The organism is Microvirga sp. TS319 (assembly GCF_041276405.1).
GTDB lineage: Bacteria > Pseudomonadota > Alphaproteobacteria > Rhizobiales > Beijerinckiaceae > Microvirga.
On record NZ_JBGGGT010000001.1, the window covers coordinates 1,827,941 to 1,844,899 of the forward strand.

The window sequence follows — 16,959 nt, forward strand, 5'->3', positions numbered from 1 at the left end:
GACCTCACTCGCTGGGAAAAAGTCTTTGGCGGAGAAACTGGACAGCATAGTCAAAGGGGACCCGCGCCGAAGGGATAATACCGCCCATCGTTAGAAACGCATGCATCTGGTCTTCCAGATGCACATGGGTCGTGGGCACGCCGTCCCGCTCGAGGCGCTCCGCGTAGGCGCCGCCTTCTTCGCAGAGCGGGTCGTGAGCAGCCGTGATGATCAGAGCGGGAGCTGCACCATGAAGCGACTGGGCTTTCATGGGAGAAGCACGCCAATCGTGCCTATCGAGCGATCGAGGAGCATAATGATCTCGGAACCAACGCATGGTTTGCGCTGTCAGAATACTCCCGTCCTGCACACGCTCGTATCCTTGCGATTCCGTGGAAATGTCGGTTACAGGGTAGAACAAGACCTGTGCTATTGGTGGAACGTCGACTTCGGTCCTGAGTGCAAGTGCCAATGAAGCTGCGAGCGCACCCCCGGCGCTGTCGCCGGCCAATGCTACGCGAGTGGGGTCGATTCCCAACTCAGTCGCATTGTGACAGACAAAATGGTACGCGGCCAGGACATCATTGAAGCCGGCCGGGAACGGATAGTCGGGAGCAAGTCGGTAGTCGACCGCAACAACGACGGCATCCACCGACGTCGCTAACATGTGGCAGATCGCATCGTGTGTCGAGATGCTTCCCAACACCCACCCTCCGCCGTGAATGTAGAGGATTGCTGGGCTCCCACCCGGTGCGCTCCGCATCGGCCTGTATATCCGAATGGGAACAGCATGCTGCGCTGTTGCTACCGACAGGTCCTGCGTTTGCGCAAGTTCTGTAACGGAGAAGGCCGTCATGCAACACGAGGATTCGTAAAGCTTCCTTGCTTCCTCGGGTGCCATTTCCTGAAAAGGGAGGCGCGCGCTTTCACGAGCCTTTCGAAGAAATTCGAGCGCGTCGGCATTGAGAGCCGTGGTCTTCGACGAAACCATGCTGTTCGTCCCTCAGCGCGTTTCGAATTCAGCGGGCTCGAGCTGGCTCGTGACTGCCTGGTAATCGCGAACCGTACCTGACCAGTTGTTCACGACACGCCCGGTTTCTGTCTTGTACCAGCTGTTGCAGTTGCCCGCCCAAGCACTTTTCTGGATTTCTGCCTGAACTTTGCGATCGTAGGCCTCAAACACGTCTTCTCTGATGGAAGTGGCGCCTACGTTGCTCTTACGCTGAAATGCGAGGGCTTGCAGAACGTAGTTGAATTGAGCCTCAAGCATTTGCAGAATGGAGTTATGGCCAAGATTTGTGTTTGGCCCATAGAGCATGAAGAAGTTTGGGAACTTCGGCACGCAAATCCCGAGATACGCGGTCGGCTCTCCGGCCCAGAATTCGCGCAAACTTAACCCTTCTTCTCCAAGGATCTCGACTGGTCCTTGGAATGATCGTGTCTCGAATCCGGTTCCGTAGATGATCACGTCTAAAGGATGGAGCCTCCCGTCTGAGGTGACGATCCCTTCAGAAGTAATACGCTCAATTCTCTCGGTAACCAGTTCCACATTATCGCGGACCAAAGCCGGATAATAATCGTCGGAACGGAGAATGCGTTTGCAACCGATTGGGTAGTCGGGTGTCAGTTTTTGCTGGAGCTCGACATCCGATACCTGCGAGCGGAGGTGAGCCTTGGCAACCTCCTCCAGCTCCTTCGCGGACGCTGTGCCCGCCATCATGCGTTGGAAGACGCTTTCGCGAAAGTCAAAGATCCCTTTCCGGCTTCTTTCGAACTGCCCCGGAATTTCTGAGAAGACGCGCATCTCATCGTCGGTGTAGGGGCGGTCGAGTCTCGGAACGATCCAGTTCGGGCTTCTCTGGTATACCTCGAAGTGAGATACCAATGGCGCGATCTCAGGAATGTATTGGATCGCGCTGGCGGCATTTCCGATACTGGCCACACGCTTTCCTGCAAGCGAGATATCGTGCCGCCAGCGCGCGGAATGAAATGCCACGCCGGCAAAATCCTCGCGCCCCGGAATCGCCGGCATGCTCGGTCGGTTCAGCTGACCCCAGCCTGCAACAACATTCCGGGCCCTGATCACTTCACTGTTGTTGAGGTGAACTAACCAGCTCTTCGCAGGGGCATCCCATACGAGCTTATCTACGGAGGTGTTAAACTGAAGGAATTTTCTCAGATCATACTCATCGACCAGTCTGCGGATGTAGGCCAAGAGCTCAGGTTGTCGGGCGTAGACCCTACTGACGGATCGATTTGGCGAGAAACTGAAGCAATAGAGATGGGATTCGGTATCGCATGCCGATCCAGGATACGTGTTGTCGCGCCATGTTCCCCCGACATCGGGTCCCTGTTCAATGATGACGAAGCTCGTCGAGTCGGAGTTCAACAGGGAAATCCCCATTCCGATGCCGCCAAAACCCGCGCCGATAATTAGAACGTCCACGTCACTAGGCATGCCAAGTTCCTCCGAAATTTCATTGAGAATGCGCCGAACTCGCGGCGGCGAGCCTAGCGTTTAGAGCAGTCGCTCCTTGGAACGTGCCGCTCAGGACGCGGCTCTATGGAAGACTTGCTCGGGCATCCTGAGCGAACTTTCGTTGTGACGACGGGTGCAATAGGCATTGGTCCAATGCCGCGGCCATTAAAGTCTCCGGTGGCGCAAATTCCACCTGTCCGCCGGAAAAGCGATGGAAGACAATTATCGGCGGGATCGGCGCTCCCGGAGCACGGGGGATTAAAGGTGACGTTACTCACCTGCAAGCAATGGTCGTTCAGAGCCTTCTTTCCCTTCGCGACCGCCTCTCGGCCTCGTAGGGGCCTGCCAATAGTACCCGTTGTCAGCCGGTTGGTTCTTCTGCAGAGCGCAAACTGCATTGCGGTTCGCGGAGGCGCCGATGTTGTTGCAGCCCAAAGAGACGCTCGAAGCCCTGAGCCCTCGGATATCTGCATCTCCCCCATTCCATCGTTCCTGAGATCAGGTGCTGATAGAGATTTTCACGCATATTTGACATAATACTACGTTGCATGCAACATTGAATTCACAACCTAATGCGCTCGTGGGAAGAAGTGGAAAGCGAGAGAAGATGCAAATCGCGGTGTTGGGCGGCGGCATTGTCGGAATCACAACTGCTTACGAGTTGATGAAGCAGGGTCATCAGGTGACCGTTATCGAAAAAAATCCTGGCGTCGCGATTGAAACGAGCTGGGGCAATGCCGGCATGATCGCGCCCGGTCATTCGTTTGCATGGTCTTCCCCGCACGCTCCATTGATTCTCCTGAAATCGCTGGTTCTTCGAAATCAGTCGCTGCGATTTAAGCCGTCACTGGATCCGCGGCTTTGGACTTGGTCGCTGCAATTTCTCACTCAGTGCACGGCAAAGCGATCGGAGTACAACACAGTTCGCAAGCACAAGCTGGCGTCTTACTCCCAGTGCATTCTCCATGAAACCTTGGCCGATCTCGATCTCAAGTTCGACCGCGTGACCCGGGGCATCCTGTATTTCTACCGAACCCAAGCTCGGTTAGATGCAGGTGTCGACCACATGGGCATTATGGCGCGGTTGGGCCAGAAGATCGAAGTCTTTGACCGCAATCAGGTTTTGGCCTTGGAGCCCTCGTTGCGGGGTGTCGGCCACAAGATCGCCGGCGGAATCTACTGCCCGACAGATGAAACTGGGGACTGCAACAAATTCGGTACCGCGCTTGCTGCTCATCTCGGCTCCAACGGGGTGGAGATTCGCACCGAGGAAGAGATCCTTGAGATCGAGACATCTGGTGACGAAATCACCGCCGTACGCACGTCGAAAGGCCGTGTGAAGGCTGATCTTTACGTGATGTGCTTGGCAAATGGAGCACCACGACTTGCAAGACAGATCGGTGTGTCTCTGCCAATCTATCCGGTAAAGGGCTACTCTCTGACAATCCCGATCGGAACCAAAAAGTCGCCGCCGACAATCGGCTCCGTCGACGAGGAAAATCTCGTCGCGATCTCTCCATTTGGAGATCGCGTTCGGGTCACTGCGACAGCTGAATTCGCCGGATACAATACATCCTACAAACCGAGCGACTTCGAGTTCATGGCAGCCATTGCTCGCGAACTTTACCCGGATGGCGCTGAGCACGACAAGCCGCAAATGTGGGCCGGCTTGCGACCGATGACGCCCACAAACTTGCCGATAATCGGCAAGAAGAAGCATCGAAACCTTTTCTACAATACCGGTCATGGACACATAGGATGGACCATGTCTCATGGTTCGGCGAGACTCGCCGCCGATGTGATCAGCGGTCGCACGCCAGCGTTCCCGATTGAACAGGTTGTGGATTGAATTGCAACCGAACTGCAAGAAATCATTTGGAACATGAGCAACATAACACGCATTGAAGTTGGGCCTCGCATGAGCCAGGCAGTCGTCGTAAACGGTATCGTCACGACAGCGGGGATCGTCGCACTGCGAGCTCCCGGCGCTAGCGTTGGAGAGCAAACGAAAGATATCCTTGATCGAATCGACGAGCTACTTGCCGCTGCAGGCAGCGACAAGTCTAAGGTCGTTTCGGGAACAATCTGGCTTGCCGATATTGCTATGTTCAACGAAATGAATGAGGTCTGGGACAACTGGGTTGTCCGAGGCAGCACCCCGGTTCGGGCATGCGTCGAATCTCGCCTGGCAGCGCCTCAGTTCATCGTAGAAATTCAGGTGACCGCGACGACCTAATTGAAACGTCCGGTGTCACCATTGATCTTGCGAGCGTATAAGCCGTCTTGACCGTCGTGAAGAATTCTGCAGCATAACGACCCTGCTCACGCGGGCCAAATGATGAACCCTCGCGGCCGCCGAAGGGCACATGGAAATCGACACCTGCTGTCGGCAGATTGACCATCACCATGCCCGCCTCCGAATTTCGCTTGAAATGCGTTGCATGTTTCAGGTTGGTCGTCGCTATGCCCGCCGAAAGCCCAAAGGGCGTGTCGTTGGCAACGGCTAGCGCTTCGTCGCAATCCTTCATCCGGATGACCGCCTCAACCGGCCCAAAGATTTCTTCACGGGCAACGCGCATCGTATTCGTCGCTTCCGTGAACAGTGTCGGCTGAAGATAGAAGCCGGGCATCGCCCGCTTGATCAGCTCGCCGCCGAAGGTCAACTTCGCACCTTCCGACTTGCCGATCTCGATGTCGTCGGTATTCGTCTTGAGCTGACGGGTATCGACGACCGGGCCGATGTGCAAATCCAAGAGGCTTCATAGCGTGCCCTCAAAGCGCCTCCGCGACGTAGCTGCGTGAACGAAATCGATCATTGTCGTGAAGTCAAAGACCGGCAAATTGATACGGTCTTGGAGTGCTTTTGCGTAAGGCGGCAGATCCGAACATTCTAGCAGTATCGCTCCGATAGAAGGGTTCGTCTCGACGAGTTTTGTTCCAACATTCACCAGTTCGCGCTCAACCGCCTCGCTATCGAGATCGCCACTTTCCAGCAATATGGAAGACCGAAACGCTGGCTGATCCTGCATCCCGGCGACAATCAACGTGCGATCGTTCGCGGGGAATGCTTTTGCGATCAGCTCGGGTGTCAATCTCTTGGCATTCGCGCAAATAATTCCGATTGCCTGAGACGGGGCCAGCAGGGACGAGATAAAAGTCAACTGCATTAGGCTGGATAGCATCACCGGCACGTTCACGGCGCTGGCAACTGCTTGTTGGAAGTAAATCATAAAACCGCAGTCACTGGTAATGGCGCGTACGCCCTGCGATTCCAAATACTTTGCAGCCTCTATGACCTGAGGGGATATCGACATGTCGCCATGGTCAATGAGCCGCTCGATACTAGCACTCTCGACCTTGCGATAAAGGATCGGGTACTTAAAGGTTTGCGCATTTCCGATGTCGCCTGGGATAAAGGGTATGTGGCAGTCGATCATCAACATACCCACACTGTGGCCGTAACTGACTGCTCCCCGCTTTGCTGTGTAAATTGGCATAAGACCTCCGAGTTCTGGTTACAGTTCCACTGCTGCGTGACCCACTCTGGTTCCTTTGAGGGACAACGTATGTCTAGGATCGAACAAATGATCATTCGTGCGGGCCCAAGCTGAGGCGGATGAAGACGACAATTGCTGCGCGGCGCAGTGAGCCGAGCTCGTTAAGAACATCCGTCGTTTTTCCGAAAAGTCATTGGGCCTCGATCAATATGTACGGAATTATGATATAATGCAACAATGAACGCATCTTATCATTCAATGTTGAATTATGGTGTCGATTCCGGTCCTCATTATGGGTAGGAACAGGACGCACTCCCAAATTCATATTAAGCTGGGACGAACCGGGAACTTCGTTCTCTGGGCCCTTGCCCCCTCCCGTCTGCTGACCCAAAACCAAACAACACCCTTCCATAACAGGGCGCTAAGGCTATCCAGAACCTAAGGTCTGAACGGATCGGGCGGCAGTATCGAGCAGCGACATCCCACCCTTGCTCCGGACCGCCAAAGCGGCGGGGCAACAATTGCGAGAGATGAGTGATGGCACGGCAGGAGCTTCTGAGCCCCACCGTATGGTGCGGATACGGATGCGCTGCAATCTCGGCACGTGTTGCTTCCCTGGAATAGTCTCGAACGTCAGCGGTGTCGTGGCAGTTGGTGCGGCAGCGGGGATTGGGTTTTTGAGTGCTTCGAGTCTCGCTTCAGTGGCTCGATGACCGCCAAGCCGTCCGGTCAATAGCATCGAAAATCGTGCGATACTGCGCAGGCGGCACATCATGCCCCGTTCCCTCGATCAGCAAAAGATCCGCGTTCGGGATCGAAGCTGCTGTGTCCCGGCCACAAGCCGGAAGGATGAGGGGATCATCGGCCCCATGAATCGCGAGCGTCGGTGCGGTGTTCGTCGCCAGACGTGTGCGACGATCGCCTGCCACGGCCATCGCGGCGATCTGTCGTCTGGATGCGCCAGGATCATAAACGCGCCGGGTTTCCTCCAGGATGAGGAGGCGATGGGCCTCTTCGTCAAACGGATGGCCGGTTCCGGCGATGCGGCGTGCGAAGGCAAGGCTGTGCGCGATGAAGCCGATTCCGTCCGAGACGGGATCTGGTGCTGGGCGCATCATCATGGCCATGACATCTCCTGAACGAGGCCGGTCAGCCCGGGTGAAAGAGGCTGCTCAAGCAAATCGAAATAGAGCTCGCGCAGCTTCATTCCGCTGCGCTCCTGCATTTCTGCCTGCATGTCATGCCAGAGACGATCATCCCGCCAAGCATGGGGAGCGGCGATTAGAAAGCCTTCCGGCCCGTCGTCGGCGCCGTGCCCTATCGGTGAGCGCTCCCTGTCTTCTCCTCGCAGGAGGTGGCAAATCAACCAAGGCGGCTCGATGGTGTTCCCGCCGGCCAAGCGAGAATCGTTAACATAAGTTTATTTTTAGGGCGGGCTCCAAGTTCAGGAACAGGAAAAGCTTAACCACGTTGCTTCCCTCATCGGGAGGCGCACAATGGCAAAGGTCGCAACAAAGCGTGTCGGATTCAAAGGCCTGTTGGGCCTCCTGATGGTGTCTCTGGTCGTGCCTCTCGCGATCGGCATCGTCCCCGCGCGGGCGCAAGGACTCTTTGACTTCCTGCGAGGCTTCAGTCAGCCCGTGCCGGCAGCTCCTCCTCCACCGCCGGTGGAGCTTCAGCCCGACTCCTTTGCCGGTCAGCCTCGTCGGGGCTCTGCGCGGCCCAAGCCCGCCCCTGTCGAGGTTCTGGAGGTCAAGGCGCCCATCCAGGCGCGGCATCCCGGCGATATGGACAACCCCTTCCCGGCCCTTCTCGCGGACAGCACACTGCGTCCGGGCGACATGGTGATGTTTCCTGATGGCCTGCGGGTGTTCACCGGCCGGGTGGGATCACGGCACAAGGTTTCGGACTTCACGCCCGTCGCGCGTGCCGGGAAGGCGCTTTCGCGCGAGACCCGCAAGCTCGTGTCCAATCTGCATCCCGGAGAGAACCTGGCGTGGAGTACGGATGTCGTTAGGTCACGCGGCAAGCTGGCGGACAATGCAAAAGATATCGACACAACCGGAAGCGTGAAGCGCTCGGACGGCGGCAAGGGAACACGCAAGCATTGACGCGGTCGGCTTCTCCTCCTGGCGGCGCCCACTTTCCGTGTTCGATGCTCTACCCGCCCTTAACAGCCCCAGCAGTCAGTCCTGCTATGATCTGCCGTTGCGCAGCAACCGTGAGAACAAGCACTGGAAGAGTGACGATCAGCGCTGCCGCAGCCAAGGGTCCCCAGCTTACCTGCTCGAAGGATAGCATGTTGTACACGGCAACCGGCAGGGTGCGTGTATCCCGTCCAGCGAGCACGACGCCAAAGACGAAATTGTTCCATGAGAATATGACAGCCAGAATGAAGGCCACTGTGATTCCCGGCTTGGCGATGGGCAGAGCGACATGACGAAAGACCTCCCATCGGTTCGCGCCGTCGATGACTGCTGCCTCTTCTAGCTCGATCGGCGTCGTCTCGAAGTAGCCGATCATGATCCAGATGACGATCGGGACGGTGATCACAAGGTGCGCGATGATCTGGGGCATAAGGGTTCCCATCAGACCTAGCCACTGAAACAACAGAAACAAGGGGATCAGATAGGACAGGCCTGGTGTCATCCGGGCGATCAGAATGACGACGGCTGCCTTGGTGGCCCGCATGCGTGCGATCCCGTATCCAGCCGGAACGCCGATGAGAAGGGCCAGAGCTGTCGCACAGCCTGTCACGATCAGGCTGTTGACGAAGAACAGACCGAAGCGATTGGACTCGAAAACACCAACATAATTCTTCCAGGCAAACCGCTCGGGAATGAAGATCGGCGGATAGGCCGCATTGTCGACCTCGAATTTGAGCGAGAGCGAGATCATCCAGAGAAAGAACAGAACGGCCGGTGACACCAAGACAAGCGCAACGAACCAAAGACCTAGGATGTTCGATATCTTTCGCAGCGTCATGCGCCACCTTGTACGTCGGTCCACTTCGTTCTCTGGCGAAGGTGGAGCATCAGCAAAGACAATGCGATCACAAGAGCAAAGAATACGACTGCGATTGCTGATCCATAACCCACATCGTAATAGGCGAAGGCCACGCTGTAGAGATAGAGATTAATCGTTTCGGAGGCAGTGCCCGGCCCGCCCTGCGTGATGGCGTAAATGATGTCGAAGCTTTTCAGGGCGTCGATGGTTCGAATGATCACGGCCACCATGAGAAAAGGCGCGATCATTGGCAGAGTGATATAGCGAAAACGCTGAAGAGTGTTGGCGCCGTCGATGGCGGCACTCTCATAAGGCTCGAGCGGAATGGCGGCCAAGCCCCCTAGCACGATCAGCATCACGAGCGGCGTCCATTGCCACGTCTCTACAAGGACGAGCGATGGAATGACTGTCGCTGAATTGAAGACCCAGCCCTGTGGCCCGATCCCAACGAGGGACAGAAGATAGTTCAGCACGCCGAGCTGCGGATGGAACATCATCGTCCACACCAGCGCGATGGCAACAGGCGTTGCCATCATGGGCATGACGAACAGTCCGCGCAGAACCCCTCTGAAGGGGAGCCGTGTATTGAAGATCAGGGCCGCAAGGGTCCCAAAGATCAAGGGGAGCACGACGGCCAGGACCGTGTAGAAGAGCGTGTGCCCGATCGACGTGATGAAGCGCTCGTCGGTTGCAAGGCGCGCATAGTTAGCCAAGCCGGTAAATTGCCGGGTTCCGCCCACATTCCATTCATGCAGGCTCATCCAGACCGTGAACCCCCATGGGAATACGATCACGGAGCCAACAGTGAGAAGCGCGGGGATCACGAATGGCCAGTAGGCTCTCTGCGATGGGGCGCCCCTGTGGGGCGCCCCCTCCGCAACAAGCGTCACCGGTCTTTCAGCGAGGGTGCTCATCGGGATCCTCCACGCCATCACTGTGCATTGACGCAGGAGAACGTCAGGCCTTCTCGCTCCGTTCGAGCACTGGCTTGAACTGATCCGTCGCTTTCTTCATCTCAGCGACCGGATCAGCTCCGCCCAGCAGGTTGGTCAGCCCGATCCCCATGATGTCGCGAAACTCGGTTACGGGCTGGACAACCGGAAGCCCGAGCTTGCTGATCTTGCCGGATTCCACCACGGCATCGATCCAGGCTGGCGGCATCTTGACGCCTTTGCGAGTATCCGGATCGTTCAGAATAGATTGGCGGAAGGGAACACCGCCGCCGGCCTGAAGAAGGCGTGCGCCCATCTGCTTCGATATCGCCCACTGACAATAGAGATAGGCCGCCTCCTTGTTCTTGCTGGCAGCGGTCACGCCGATGCCGTCGCCGAAGGTCGCGGACGCCTGTGCCTTCGGGCCGCGTGGCATGACACCGTAGCCCACCTTGCCGACAACCCGCGACTTTTCCGGATCTTCGAGCGGAGGAGCAAAGCCGACGCCATCGAGCCACATGCCGATTTTCCCTTGCAGGAAGGCGGATTGGCATTCCGACCAATTGAAGCCGGCGACGCCGGGCGGGGCACATTTCGTGAGAAGATGTTGATAGAGTTTGGCAGCCTCGATCGCCTCCGGCGTATCCGTCTTGAGATTGCCGTTCGCGTCGACGGGGTCAATGCCATAGCCGAGAAGAAAGCTCGTCCAGACAGGCACGTTTGCGTTCTTCAAGCCGCGCGCCACGAAACCGTAGATCCCTGCCTTGGGATCGGTCAGGGCCTCGGCCGCCTTCACCATCGCGTCGAATGTTTCGGGATAGGAGAGGCCCTTATTCGCGAAAAGCTCCTTGTTCCAGTAGATCATCCAGTAATCCACCGAGAACGGCAGTGACAGCATCTGCCCCTGCGGATTTCTGGCATAGAGCAGGCCCGCTTGCGAGAAATCGCTTTCCGTCAGGCTGGCTTCCGTCAGATCCGGATTCTTCGTGAATGGGCCGAGATCCGCGAGCCAGCCGGCCTTTTCGAACTGGCGCTTCTGGACATGATAGCTCAGGTGAATGACGTCAAAGCTCGGGCTTCCCGAGTTCAGCTCGATCACGGCCTTCTGGCGTTGCTGTTGTTCCGGGGCTTGCTCGGAAGAGACCTCGATCCCCGTGAGATCGGTGAACTCCTTCTCGTATTTTTGCAGCAGATCGCCGCGCGGGCTCTTGATGAGGTTCACCCCGATCTTCGTCCCGGAGTATTTCTTCCAGTTCACATCCGCGAAAGCCGGCACTGCGCCTAGGCCGTATGCGGCAGCTGCGGCGGTGCTTGCCAGGAACATGCGACGGGTAAAAGAGCCATCTTCGGCCATGATCCGTTTCCTCCCTTTCAATTGCCCATGCTTCCAACGGGCTTCTCTTACTTGCATTGAATTAAGCACCATGTAACATGTTAGTGTCAACACGGCGTTTACTGGAGACTTCCTTGTCCCTTCGCTTTGGCATCAGCACCGCTCTTGTCACCCCTTTTGCGGCGGACCGCGTGGACGTTCCGCGCCTGGCTCGCCATGCAGACGATTGCCTGCGCCGCGGCTGCCGCTCGGCAACATTGTTCGGCACCACAGGGGAAGGCCCGTCGGTCGAGGCCGGTGAACGCGACCGTGTTGCGACAGAACTGATCGCGCTCGGGATCCCGGCCGCCCGGCTCGTCGAAGGGGTTATTGCCTGTTCCGTCGAGGAAGCCGCCGAAAGCACGAGACGGGCCCTGAACCGTGGTGTCCATGCGGTCCTGCTGGCTCCTCCATTCTATTTCCGGCCAGCATCCGACGAAGCGGTTCTCGCGTGGTTCACAGCCGTCTTCCGGGCTGTCGGAAACCAGCTTCGGGATATCATCCTCTACCACATTCCCGGCATGACCGGTGTCCCGCTGTCCGATCCCGTCATCTCTCGTCTCGCGCAGGATTTTCCTGGCGCCCTTCGAGGCGTCAAGGATAGCGCGGGGGATGCGCAGGCTACGCTCGCGCTCATCGAGACCTTTCCGGACCTCGACATTCTCGTGGGCGACGAGCGTTACCTTGGCCGCGCCTGTGCCGCTGGAGGCGCAGGGTCCATCTGCGGCGTGGCGAATATCGTGCCAGAGGCCATCGTTGCCTTGGCGGAGAGCGGACGCGACGATCCCCGTGTCGTGGCGCTGGTCGACGAAATCGTAAGCCACCCTGTCGTTCCCATGGTCAAAGCTCTGGTCGCCCATATCCGCCGAGACCGCGCCTGGGCCGTCGCCAAACCTCCCCTGTCGACACTCGACGAGACAGTTGCCGCTCGCGCCATCGCGTTGCTCGCTCCGTTTGCTTCGGGGTCGAAAGTCTCCTCATGACGGCGTCCCGCACGAAGCATCGCTCGGAGATCAAATTGAGGGAGCGTGCTTACGATGCATTCACTCAGCATTTGCTGCAAAGCGATATCAAGCCAGGACAATTCATCAGCCAACGTGAGCTCGTTGCTCTCACGGGCCAGCCTCTGGGGGCGGTGCGGGAGTTGATCCCCCGTCTTGAGGCCGAGGGCCTCATCGTCACCGTGCCGCAGCGAGGGCTGCAAATTCTCCCTCTCGATATCAATCTGATCCGCAACGCATTTCAGTTCAGGCTTATCCTGGAGCGCGAGGCCGTCGCATCCTTCTGTCAAAGCGCCAGCGATGCCAGGATCGAGGAGATCGAAGCTGCCCACCGGACGATTGTCACGGCCGCGGAGCAAGGCGTCACAGGCGCCGTCATCGCCGCCGCCCAGCAGGTCGATCGCGAGTTTCACGAAACGGTCATCGACAATCTGAACAATGACATCGTCTCGAAAGCCTATCGCGTGAACTGGATCAAGGTCCGTCTTATCCGTCAGAACGAAACCAGGATGGACGAGAGCCTCGTGCTGCCCGTCATGCATGAACACCTTGCCATCATCGCGGCTCTGAAGACCCGCGACGCCGTTGCGGCCACCGCAGCTGTGACCGCTCACATCATGCACGCACGGGCGCGCGCACTGCGTCTGGAATAAAAAGAATTCTCCGCCGATACGAACTCCGGAAGAGGCGCTTTCGATGCAGCCAAAGCCCATCATCTGTCTTGGATGCGCATTCTGGGACACGATTTTCAAGATCGACAGGATTCCCAGTACCGGCACAAAGGTTCTGCCTGAGACGGCTGTTCAGGTTGCAGCCGGCATGGCGACAGCCGCGGCCGCGACCATTGCCCGTCTCGGTGGAGCGGTCGAGCTCTGGGCCCGCATCGGGGACGACCCGACCGGTGACAGCTTCCTTCTAGACCTGTCCCGGGAGAACGTGCGGGTTGATCGGGTTCGCCGCGTTTCGGGAGCCCAGACGGCCTATTCAACGATCCTGGTCGATCAAGCAGGGGAACGATGGGTTGTGCCCTATACCGACCCATCGCTCGACAAAGACCCAATCTGGCTTCCGCTCCACGAGATTGCCCAGGCAAGCGCCGTGCTCGTCGACATGCGGTGGGTCGAGGGCGCAAAGGCCGTTCTGGCGGAGGCGCGCCGCTGCGGAGTGCCGACCGTCGTCGATGCCGATATAGCGCCGCCCGAGTCGCTGCGAGAACTCATTGCTTTGGGAGACCATGTGCTGTTTTCAGAGCCCGCCCTGCTGTCCCTGACAAGCAGCACCACGCCCAAGGAGGCGCTGCTGGAAGTCGCAGAGCAAATCGATGCCGATGTTGTCGGAGTCACGCTCGGAGCTCAAGGCGCGCTGATACGAAAGCGCGGTGATCGTCCCGGCATCGTCCAGGAATTTTCTGGTTTCTCTATTCAGGCTGTCGACACGCTTGGAGCAGGCGATGTGTGGCACGGGACATATGTCTACGGTCTCGTGAATGATTGGGGATTGTCCGCATCCGTTCGTATGGCCAATGCCGCGGCCGCGATGAAATGCGAACGTTTTGGCGGCCGCCTTGGAGCTCCACATCGCTCGGAGCTACAGAAATGGGTTCAATTGCGTGTCCCAACGGACGCTATCCGGAGCGAGGGATTGTTCTAGGGCATTTTCGGCGCACCGGCTCCCCCGGGCTGCAAATGCTCTAGCGCATCCTGCGGACCCGGTTTTCATGAATGCGGCCCTTCGGGTCCGCGCGAGCGATAAGCTCCTCAAGTCGATGGTCTTGAGCATCCTTTCACGCAAAACCGGTTTCCACTTTTGCATCCGATGCTCTCGTGACGGCACCGGCCGCCCGCTTTGCGATGGAGCCTGATGATCTGCCGCCTTGAAGGACGGCAGACGCACGGCTTCATGGCCCTGAAGGCCCAGCGGATCCGATCAGATCGGGAAATACTGCGGCCCTGTCTCGATGGTGATCCAGCGCAGCTCGGTGAACTCGCTGATTCCGGCCTTGCCGCCGAACCGGCCGTAGCCGCTCGCCTTCACGCCGCCGAAGGGCATTTGAGCCTCGTCGTGCACGGTCGCGCCGTTAATATGGCAAATTCCCGAATCGATCCTGTGGGCCACGTCCAGGGCACGGGTCACGTCCCGGCCGAAGACTGCGGCCGACAGGCCATATTCCGTATCGTTAGCCATCCGGACGGCCTCCTCTGTCCCCGTCGCGCGAATGACGCAGACCACCGGTCCGAAGGATTCCTCGCCGTAAAGGCGCATGGCCGGCGTGACGTGGTCGAGGACTGTCGCGGACATGACAGTGCCGTCGACCCGGCCGCCCGCGAGAAGTTTGGCGCCCTTGGATACGGCATCGTCGATCAGACCGCTTATCCGCTCGGCGGCCTCCGCGCCGACGAGCGAGCCGAGGGCGAAATTGCCGTGCCGTGGGTTGCCGGCCTGAAGCGATTGCGCCTTCGCGGCGAGTTTGGCGACGAAATCGTCCGCCACGGCGTTGTCGACGACGATGCGCTCCGTCGACATGCAGATCTGGCCCTGATTCATGAAGGCGCCGAAGGCCGAAGCCGCGACGGCGGCATCGAGATCCGCGTCATCGAGAACGACCAGGGATGCCTTGCCGCCGAGTTCGAGGAGCACGGGCTTTAGGAAGCGCGCGGCGGTTTCGGCGATCAGGCGTCCGACCCGGGTCGAACCGGTGAAGTTGATCCGGCGCACGGCCGGATGCGCGATCAGGGCCTCGATCACCTCGGGCGCATTCTCCGGCGCGTTGGTGATCACGTTGACCACGCCTGTCGGCAGGCCGGCCTCCCGAAGAACGGAGCCGATCAGATGATGGGTGCCGGGGCAGATCTCGGAGGCTTTCAGCACGACCGTGTTGCCGCAGGCGAGCGGTGTCGCGATGGCCCGGACCCCGAGGATGATCGGGGCGTTCCAGGGAGCGATGCCGAGAACGACGCCGGCCGGCTGGCGCACCGCCATCGAGACGCAGCCCGGCTTGTCGGACGGAATGATCTCGCCCGTGATCTGGGTCGTCAGCGAGGCCGCCTCGCGGAGCATGCCGGCTGCAAGCTTCACGTTGAACTGCGCCCAGCCGGCGGTCGCGCCGATTTCGGTCGCCATCAGACTCACGAACTCCCCGGCCCTGCCCTCGAGCAGATCGGCCGCCTTCAGGAGAACCGCGCGCCGGGCACTAGGCCCGAGCCTCGACCAGGTGGGGAAAGCCGCGGCGGCCGCATCGGCGGCCGCCTGAGCATCGGCGATGCTTGCAGCCGCGGCGCGGCTTGCCACGTCGCCGGTGATGGGATCCCGCCGCTCGAAGGTAGCGCCGGTGGAGGCGGCCACGTCGCGACCGTCGATGAGAAGATTGATGTCCATCATGTCTGCTGCTCCGCGTTCAGCTCAATGGGAAGGATGAAGGTGCGACGGGGCTCGCACGGGCCCCGCCGTCATCCGACGCTGCGCCGAGATATGCACGACGCACCGCCGGATCGTCACGAAGATCGGTCGCACGGCCTTCGCCGACGATCCGACCCGTCTCGATGAGATAGCCCCGATCCGCGATGGCAAGGCTCTGGCGCGCGTTCTGCTCGACCAGCAGGACGCTGACCCCGCCCTCCCGAATGCGGACGAGAGCCCCGAACAGCTCCTTGCACATGAGGGGCGACAGGCCGAGCGACGGCTCGTCCAGCAGCAGCGCGTCGGGCTTCGACATCAGCGCCCGCCCGATCGCAATCATCTGCTGCTCGCCGCCGCTCATGGTTCTGGCCGTCTGGCCCAAACGCTCTGCAAGGCGTGGGAACAAGGCGAGGACGCGCTCCAGGATGTCCTTCTCGCTCGTTCGGGATCGCTCGGGATAGGCCCCGAGACGCAGGTTCTCCCGCACGGTGAGATCGCCGAAGATGCCGCGCCCTTCGGGAACGATCGCCAGCCCGGCCTCGACGATCCGGTGCGTCGGCAGGAAGGAGATATCCCGCCCGGACAGGTTGATCCGTTTGCCCGGTAGCGACGGCACGATCCCGGCCATCGCCTTCAGCAGCGTGGACTTGCCCGCCCCGTTGGCGCCCAGGATCACGACGATTTCCGACTTGCCGACGCGAAGACTGACCTGCTCGATGGCGCGATGGAGCCCGTATGCGACCGTGAGATTCGTGGCCTCAAGCATCGGAATCTCCCAGATAGGCCCGGATCACCTCGGGATCGGCGAGGACCGAGGCAGGCGGACCGGCTGCGATCACGGTTCCGGCGCTCATCACGACGCAGCGGTCGCAAAGGGAGCGGATCGCATCCATGACGTGCTCCACCAAGATGATCGCTAGCCCCTCGTTGCGCAGCGAGCGGATCAGCGCGATCCCGTCCTGCAGCTCCGATGGATTGAGCCCGGCAAGCCATTCGTCGAGCAGGAGCAGCTTCGGTGCGAGAGCCAGGGCGCGGGCAAGCTCAAGGCGCTTCTGGTCGATATAGGTAAGCTCGGAGGCCGGGTGATCCATTCTGCTCCCCAGCCCGACCCGACGAAGCAAACGAACCGCTTCCTCCGTCGCGATCTCGCCCCAGAGCGGTGCCTCCCGAAAGGCCAGTCCCGCCTTCACGTTCTCCACGCAATCGAGCGACGGCAGCACGCGCACGAGCTGGAAAGTCCGGGCGAGACCGAGGCGCGCGATCTTGTGGGCGGGCAACCCATCGCCCTCCCCGCGCT

Annotated in this window: 17 protein-coding genes and 1 pseudogene; 6 read left to right on the top strand and 12 right to left on the bottom strand. The window is 59.3% G+C overall.

The genetic code is table 11. The features are described from left to right. Positions 1-4: 4 nt before the first annotated feature. Entirely contained in the window at positions 5-970 is a 966-nt protein-coding gene (locus AB8841_RS08325; protein WP_370435307.1) for an alpha/beta hydrolase, read from the bottom strand. 12 nt (positions 971-982) lie between these two features. Then, complete coding sequence (locus AB8841_RS08330; protein ID WP_370435308.1) at positions 983-2,437, bottom strand: flavin-containing monooxygenase; 1,455 nt, start codon at positions 2,435-2,437, stop codon at positions 983-985. A 628-nt stretch (positions 2,438-3,065) separates the two neighbouring features. Between AB8841_RS08330 and AB8841_RS08335 the strand changes: the two genes are divergently transcribed. Continuing rightward, positions 3,066-4,307 carry a D-amino acid dehydrogenase gene (locus AB8841_RS08335; RefSeq protein WP_370435309.1) on the top strand — a complete coding sequence of 414 codons (1,242 nt, stop codon included), beginning with the start codon at positions 3,066-3,068 and terminating at the stop codon, positions 4,305-4,307. A 33-nt stretch (positions 4,308-4,340) separates the two neighbouring features. Then, the gene (locus AB8841_RS08340; protein WP_370435310.1) at positions 4,341-4,694 is read left to right on the top strand and encodes a RidA family protein; all 354 of its coding nucleotides are present in this window, start codon (positions 4,341-4,343) and stop codon (positions 4,692-4,694) included. 28 nt (positions 4,695-4,722) lie between these two features. Here AB8841_RS08340 and AB8841_RS08345 read toward each other — a convergent pair. The 4 genes and pseudogenes from AB8841_RS08345 to AB8841_RS08360 form a co-directional block, all read right to left on the bottom strand. Further along, positions 4,723-5,202 (bottom strand): annotated as a pseudogene (locus AB8841_RS08345) (aldehyde dehydrogenase family protein); the annotation flags it as partial. A gap of 15 nt (positions 5,203-5,217) precedes the next feature. Next, on the bottom strand, positions 5,218-5,955 hold the full coding sequence (locus tag AB8841_RS08350; protein ID WP_370435311.1) for an aspartate/glutamate racemase family protein: 738 nt from the start codon (positions 5,953-5,955) through the stop codon (positions 5,218-5,220). A 698-nt stretch (positions 5,956-6,653) separates the two neighbouring features. Further along, positions 6,654-7,082 (bottom strand): alpha/beta fold hydrolase, encoded by a 429-nt coding sequence (locus AB8841_RS08355; protein WP_370435312.1) that lies wholly within the window; start codon positions 7,080-7,082, stop codon positions 6,654-6,656. After that, positions 7,073-7,354: a hypothetical protein gene (locus AB8841_RS08360; protein ID WP_370435313.1), complete on the bottom strand. Its 282-nt coding sequence runs from the start codon at positions 7,352-7,354 to the stop codon at positions 7,073-7,075. Before AB8841_RS08360 ends, AB8841_RS08355 begins: the two co-directional genes overlap by 10 nt. 97 nt (positions 7,355-7,451) lie before the next feature. Here AB8841_RS08360 and AB8841_RS08365 point away from each other — a divergent pair, with 97 nt between their 5' ends. Continuing rightward, the gene (locus AB8841_RS08365; protein WP_370435314.1) at positions 7,452-8,066 is read left to right on the top strand and encodes a hypothetical protein; all 615 of its coding nucleotides are present in this window, start codon (positions 7,452-7,454) and stop codon (positions 8,064-8,066) included. Positions 8,067-8,115: 49 nt separating this feature from the next. On the opposite strand, the gene AB8841_RS08370 is transcribed toward AB8841_RS08365, so the two are convergent. The 3 genes from AB8841_RS08370 to AB8841_RS08380 are packed head-to-tail and all read right to left on the bottom strand — an operon-like array spanning position 8,116 to position 11,247. Further along, positions 8,116-8,940, bottom strand: a complete 825-nt coding sequence (locus AB8841_RS08370; protein ID WP_370435315.1) for a carbohydrate ABC transporter permease — start codon at positions 8,938-8,940, stop codon at positions 8,116-8,118. Then, a complete protein-coding gene (locus tag AB8841_RS08375; protein WP_370435316.1) occupies positions 8,937-9,875 on the bottom strand; it encodes a carbohydrate ABC transporter permease in 939 nt (312 codons plus the stop codon). The genes AB8841_RS08370 and AB8841_RS08375 overlap by 4 nt, the downstream gene beginning before the upstream one ends. A gap of 43 nt (positions 9,876-9,918) precedes the next feature. Further along, positions 9,919-11,247: an ABC transporter substrate-binding protein gene (locus AB8841_RS08380; RefSeq protein ID WP_370435317.1), complete on the bottom strand. Its 1,329-nt coding sequence runs from the start codon at positions 11,245-11,247 to the stop codon at positions 9,919-9,921. Positions 11,248-11,360: 113 nt separating this feature from the next. Here AB8841_RS08380 and AB8841_RS08385 point away from each other — a divergent pair, with 113 nt between their 5' ends. Genes AB8841_RS08385 through AB8841_RS08395 form a run of 3 tightly spaced genes read left to right on the top strand, consistent with a single transcriptional unit; the run spans position 11,361 to position 13,916 of the window. After that, positions 11,361-12,248 carry a dihydrodipicolinate synthase family protein gene (locus AB8841_RS08385; RefSeq protein WP_370435318.1) on the top strand — a complete coding sequence of 296 codons (888 nt, stop codon included), beginning with the start codon at positions 11,361-11,363 and terminating at the stop codon, positions 12,246-12,248. Next, complete coding sequence (locus AB8841_RS08390; RefSeq protein ID WP_370435319.1) at positions 12,245-12,919, top strand: GntR family transcriptional regulator; 675 nt, start codon at positions 12,245-12,247, stop codon at positions 12,917-12,919. The genes AB8841_RS08385 and AB8841_RS08390 overlap by 4 nt, the downstream gene beginning before the upstream one ends. Before the next feature lie 43 nt (positions 12,920-12,962). Further along, positions 12,963-13,916, top strand: a complete 954-nt coding sequence (locus AB8841_RS08395; protein ID WP_370435320.1) for a PfkB family carbohydrate kinase — start codon at positions 12,963-12,965, stop codon at positions 13,914-13,916. A gap of 276 nt (positions 13,917-14,192) precedes the next feature. On the opposite strand, the gene AB8841_RS08400 is transcribed toward AB8841_RS08395, so the two are convergent. From AB8841_RS08400 to AB8841_RS08410, 3 genes are read right to left on the bottom strand one after another with little or no spacing between them, the layout of a single operon-like run. After that, a complete protein-coding gene (locus tag AB8841_RS08400) occupies positions 14,193-15,641 on the bottom strand; it encodes an aldehyde dehydrogenase (RefSeq protein WP_370435581.1) in 1,449 nt (482 codons plus the stop codon). Positions 15,642-15,660: 19 nt separating this feature from the next. After that, positions 15,661-16,428, bottom strand: coding sequence for an ABC transporter ATP-binding protein (locus AB8841_RS08405; protein WP_370435321.1), 768 nt, complete (start codon positions 16,426-16,428; stop codon positions 15,661-15,663). Further along, positions 16,421-16,939 (bottom strand): ATP-binding cassette domain-containing protein, encoded by a 519-nt coding sequence (locus AB8841_RS08410; protein WP_370435322.1) that lies wholly within the window; start codon positions 16,937-16,939, stop codon positions 16,421-16,423. The genes AB8841_RS08405 and AB8841_RS08410 overlap by 8 nt, the downstream gene beginning before the upstream one ends. Between the last annotated feature and the right edge of the window lie 20 nt (positions 16,940-16,959).

What these genes read in the sequence shown, in the direction of transcription:
- AB8841_RS08325 (WP_370435307.1), bottom strand. Translation starts at nt 970, where the DNA reads ATGGTTTCGTCGAAGACCACGGCTCTCAATGCCGACGCGCTCGAATTT.
- AB8841_RS08330 (WP_370435308.1), bottom strand. Translation starts at nt 2,437, where the DNA reads ATGCCTAGTGACGTGGACGTTCTAATTATCGGCGCGGGTTTTGGCGGC.
- AB8841_RS08335 (WP_370435309.1), top strand. Translation starts at nt 3,066, where the DNA reads ATGCAAATCGCGGTGTTGGGCGGCGGCATTGTCGGAATCACAACTGCT.
- AB8841_RS08340 (WP_370435310.1), top strand. Translation starts at nt 4,341, where the DNA reads ATGAGCAACATAACACGCATTGAAGTTGGGCCTCGCATGAGCCAGGCA.
- AB8841_RS08350 (WP_370435311.1), bottom strand. Translation starts at nt 5,955, where the DNA reads ATGCCAATTTACACAGCAAAGCGGGGAGCAGTCAGTTACGGCCACAGT.
- AB8841_RS08355 (WP_370435312.1), bottom strand. Translation starts at nt 7,082, where the DNA reads ATGGCCATGATGATGCGCCCAGCACCAGATCCCGTCTCGGACGGAATC.
- AB8841_RS08365 (WP_370435314.1), top strand. Translation starts at nt 7,452, where the DNA reads ATGGCAAAGGTCGCAACAAAGCGTGTCGGATTCAAAGGCCTGTTGGGC.
- AB8841_RS08370 (WP_370435315.1), bottom strand. Translation starts at nt 8,940, where the DNA reads ATGACGCTGCGAAAGATATCGAACATCCTAGGTCTTTGGTTCGTTGCG.
- AB8841_RS08375 (WP_370435316.1), bottom strand. Translation starts at nt 9,875, where the DNA reads ATGAGCACCCTCGCTGAAAGACCGGTGACGCTTGTTGCGGAGGGGGCG.
- AB8841_RS08380 (WP_370435317.1), bottom strand. Translation starts at nt 11,247, where the DNA reads ATGGCCGAAGATGGCTCTTTTACCCGTCGCATGTTCCTGGCAAGCACC.
- AB8841_RS08390 (WP_370435319.1), top strand. Translation starts at nt 12,245, where the DNA reads ATGACGGCGTCCCGCACGAAGCATCGCTCGGAGATCAAATTGAGGGAG.
- AB8841_RS08395 (WP_370435320.1), top strand. Translation starts at nt 12,963, where the DNA reads ATGCAGCCAAAGCCCATCATCTGTCTTGGATGCGCATTCTGGGACACG.
- AB8841_RS08400 (WP_370435581.1), bottom strand. Translation starts at nt 15,641, where the DNA reads ATGGACATCAATCTTCTCATCGACGGTCGCGACGTGGCCGCCTCCACC.
- AB8841_RS08405 (WP_370435321.1), bottom strand. Translation starts at nt 16,428, where the DNA reads ATGCTTGAGGCCACGAATCTCACGGTCGCATACGGGCTCCATCGCGCC.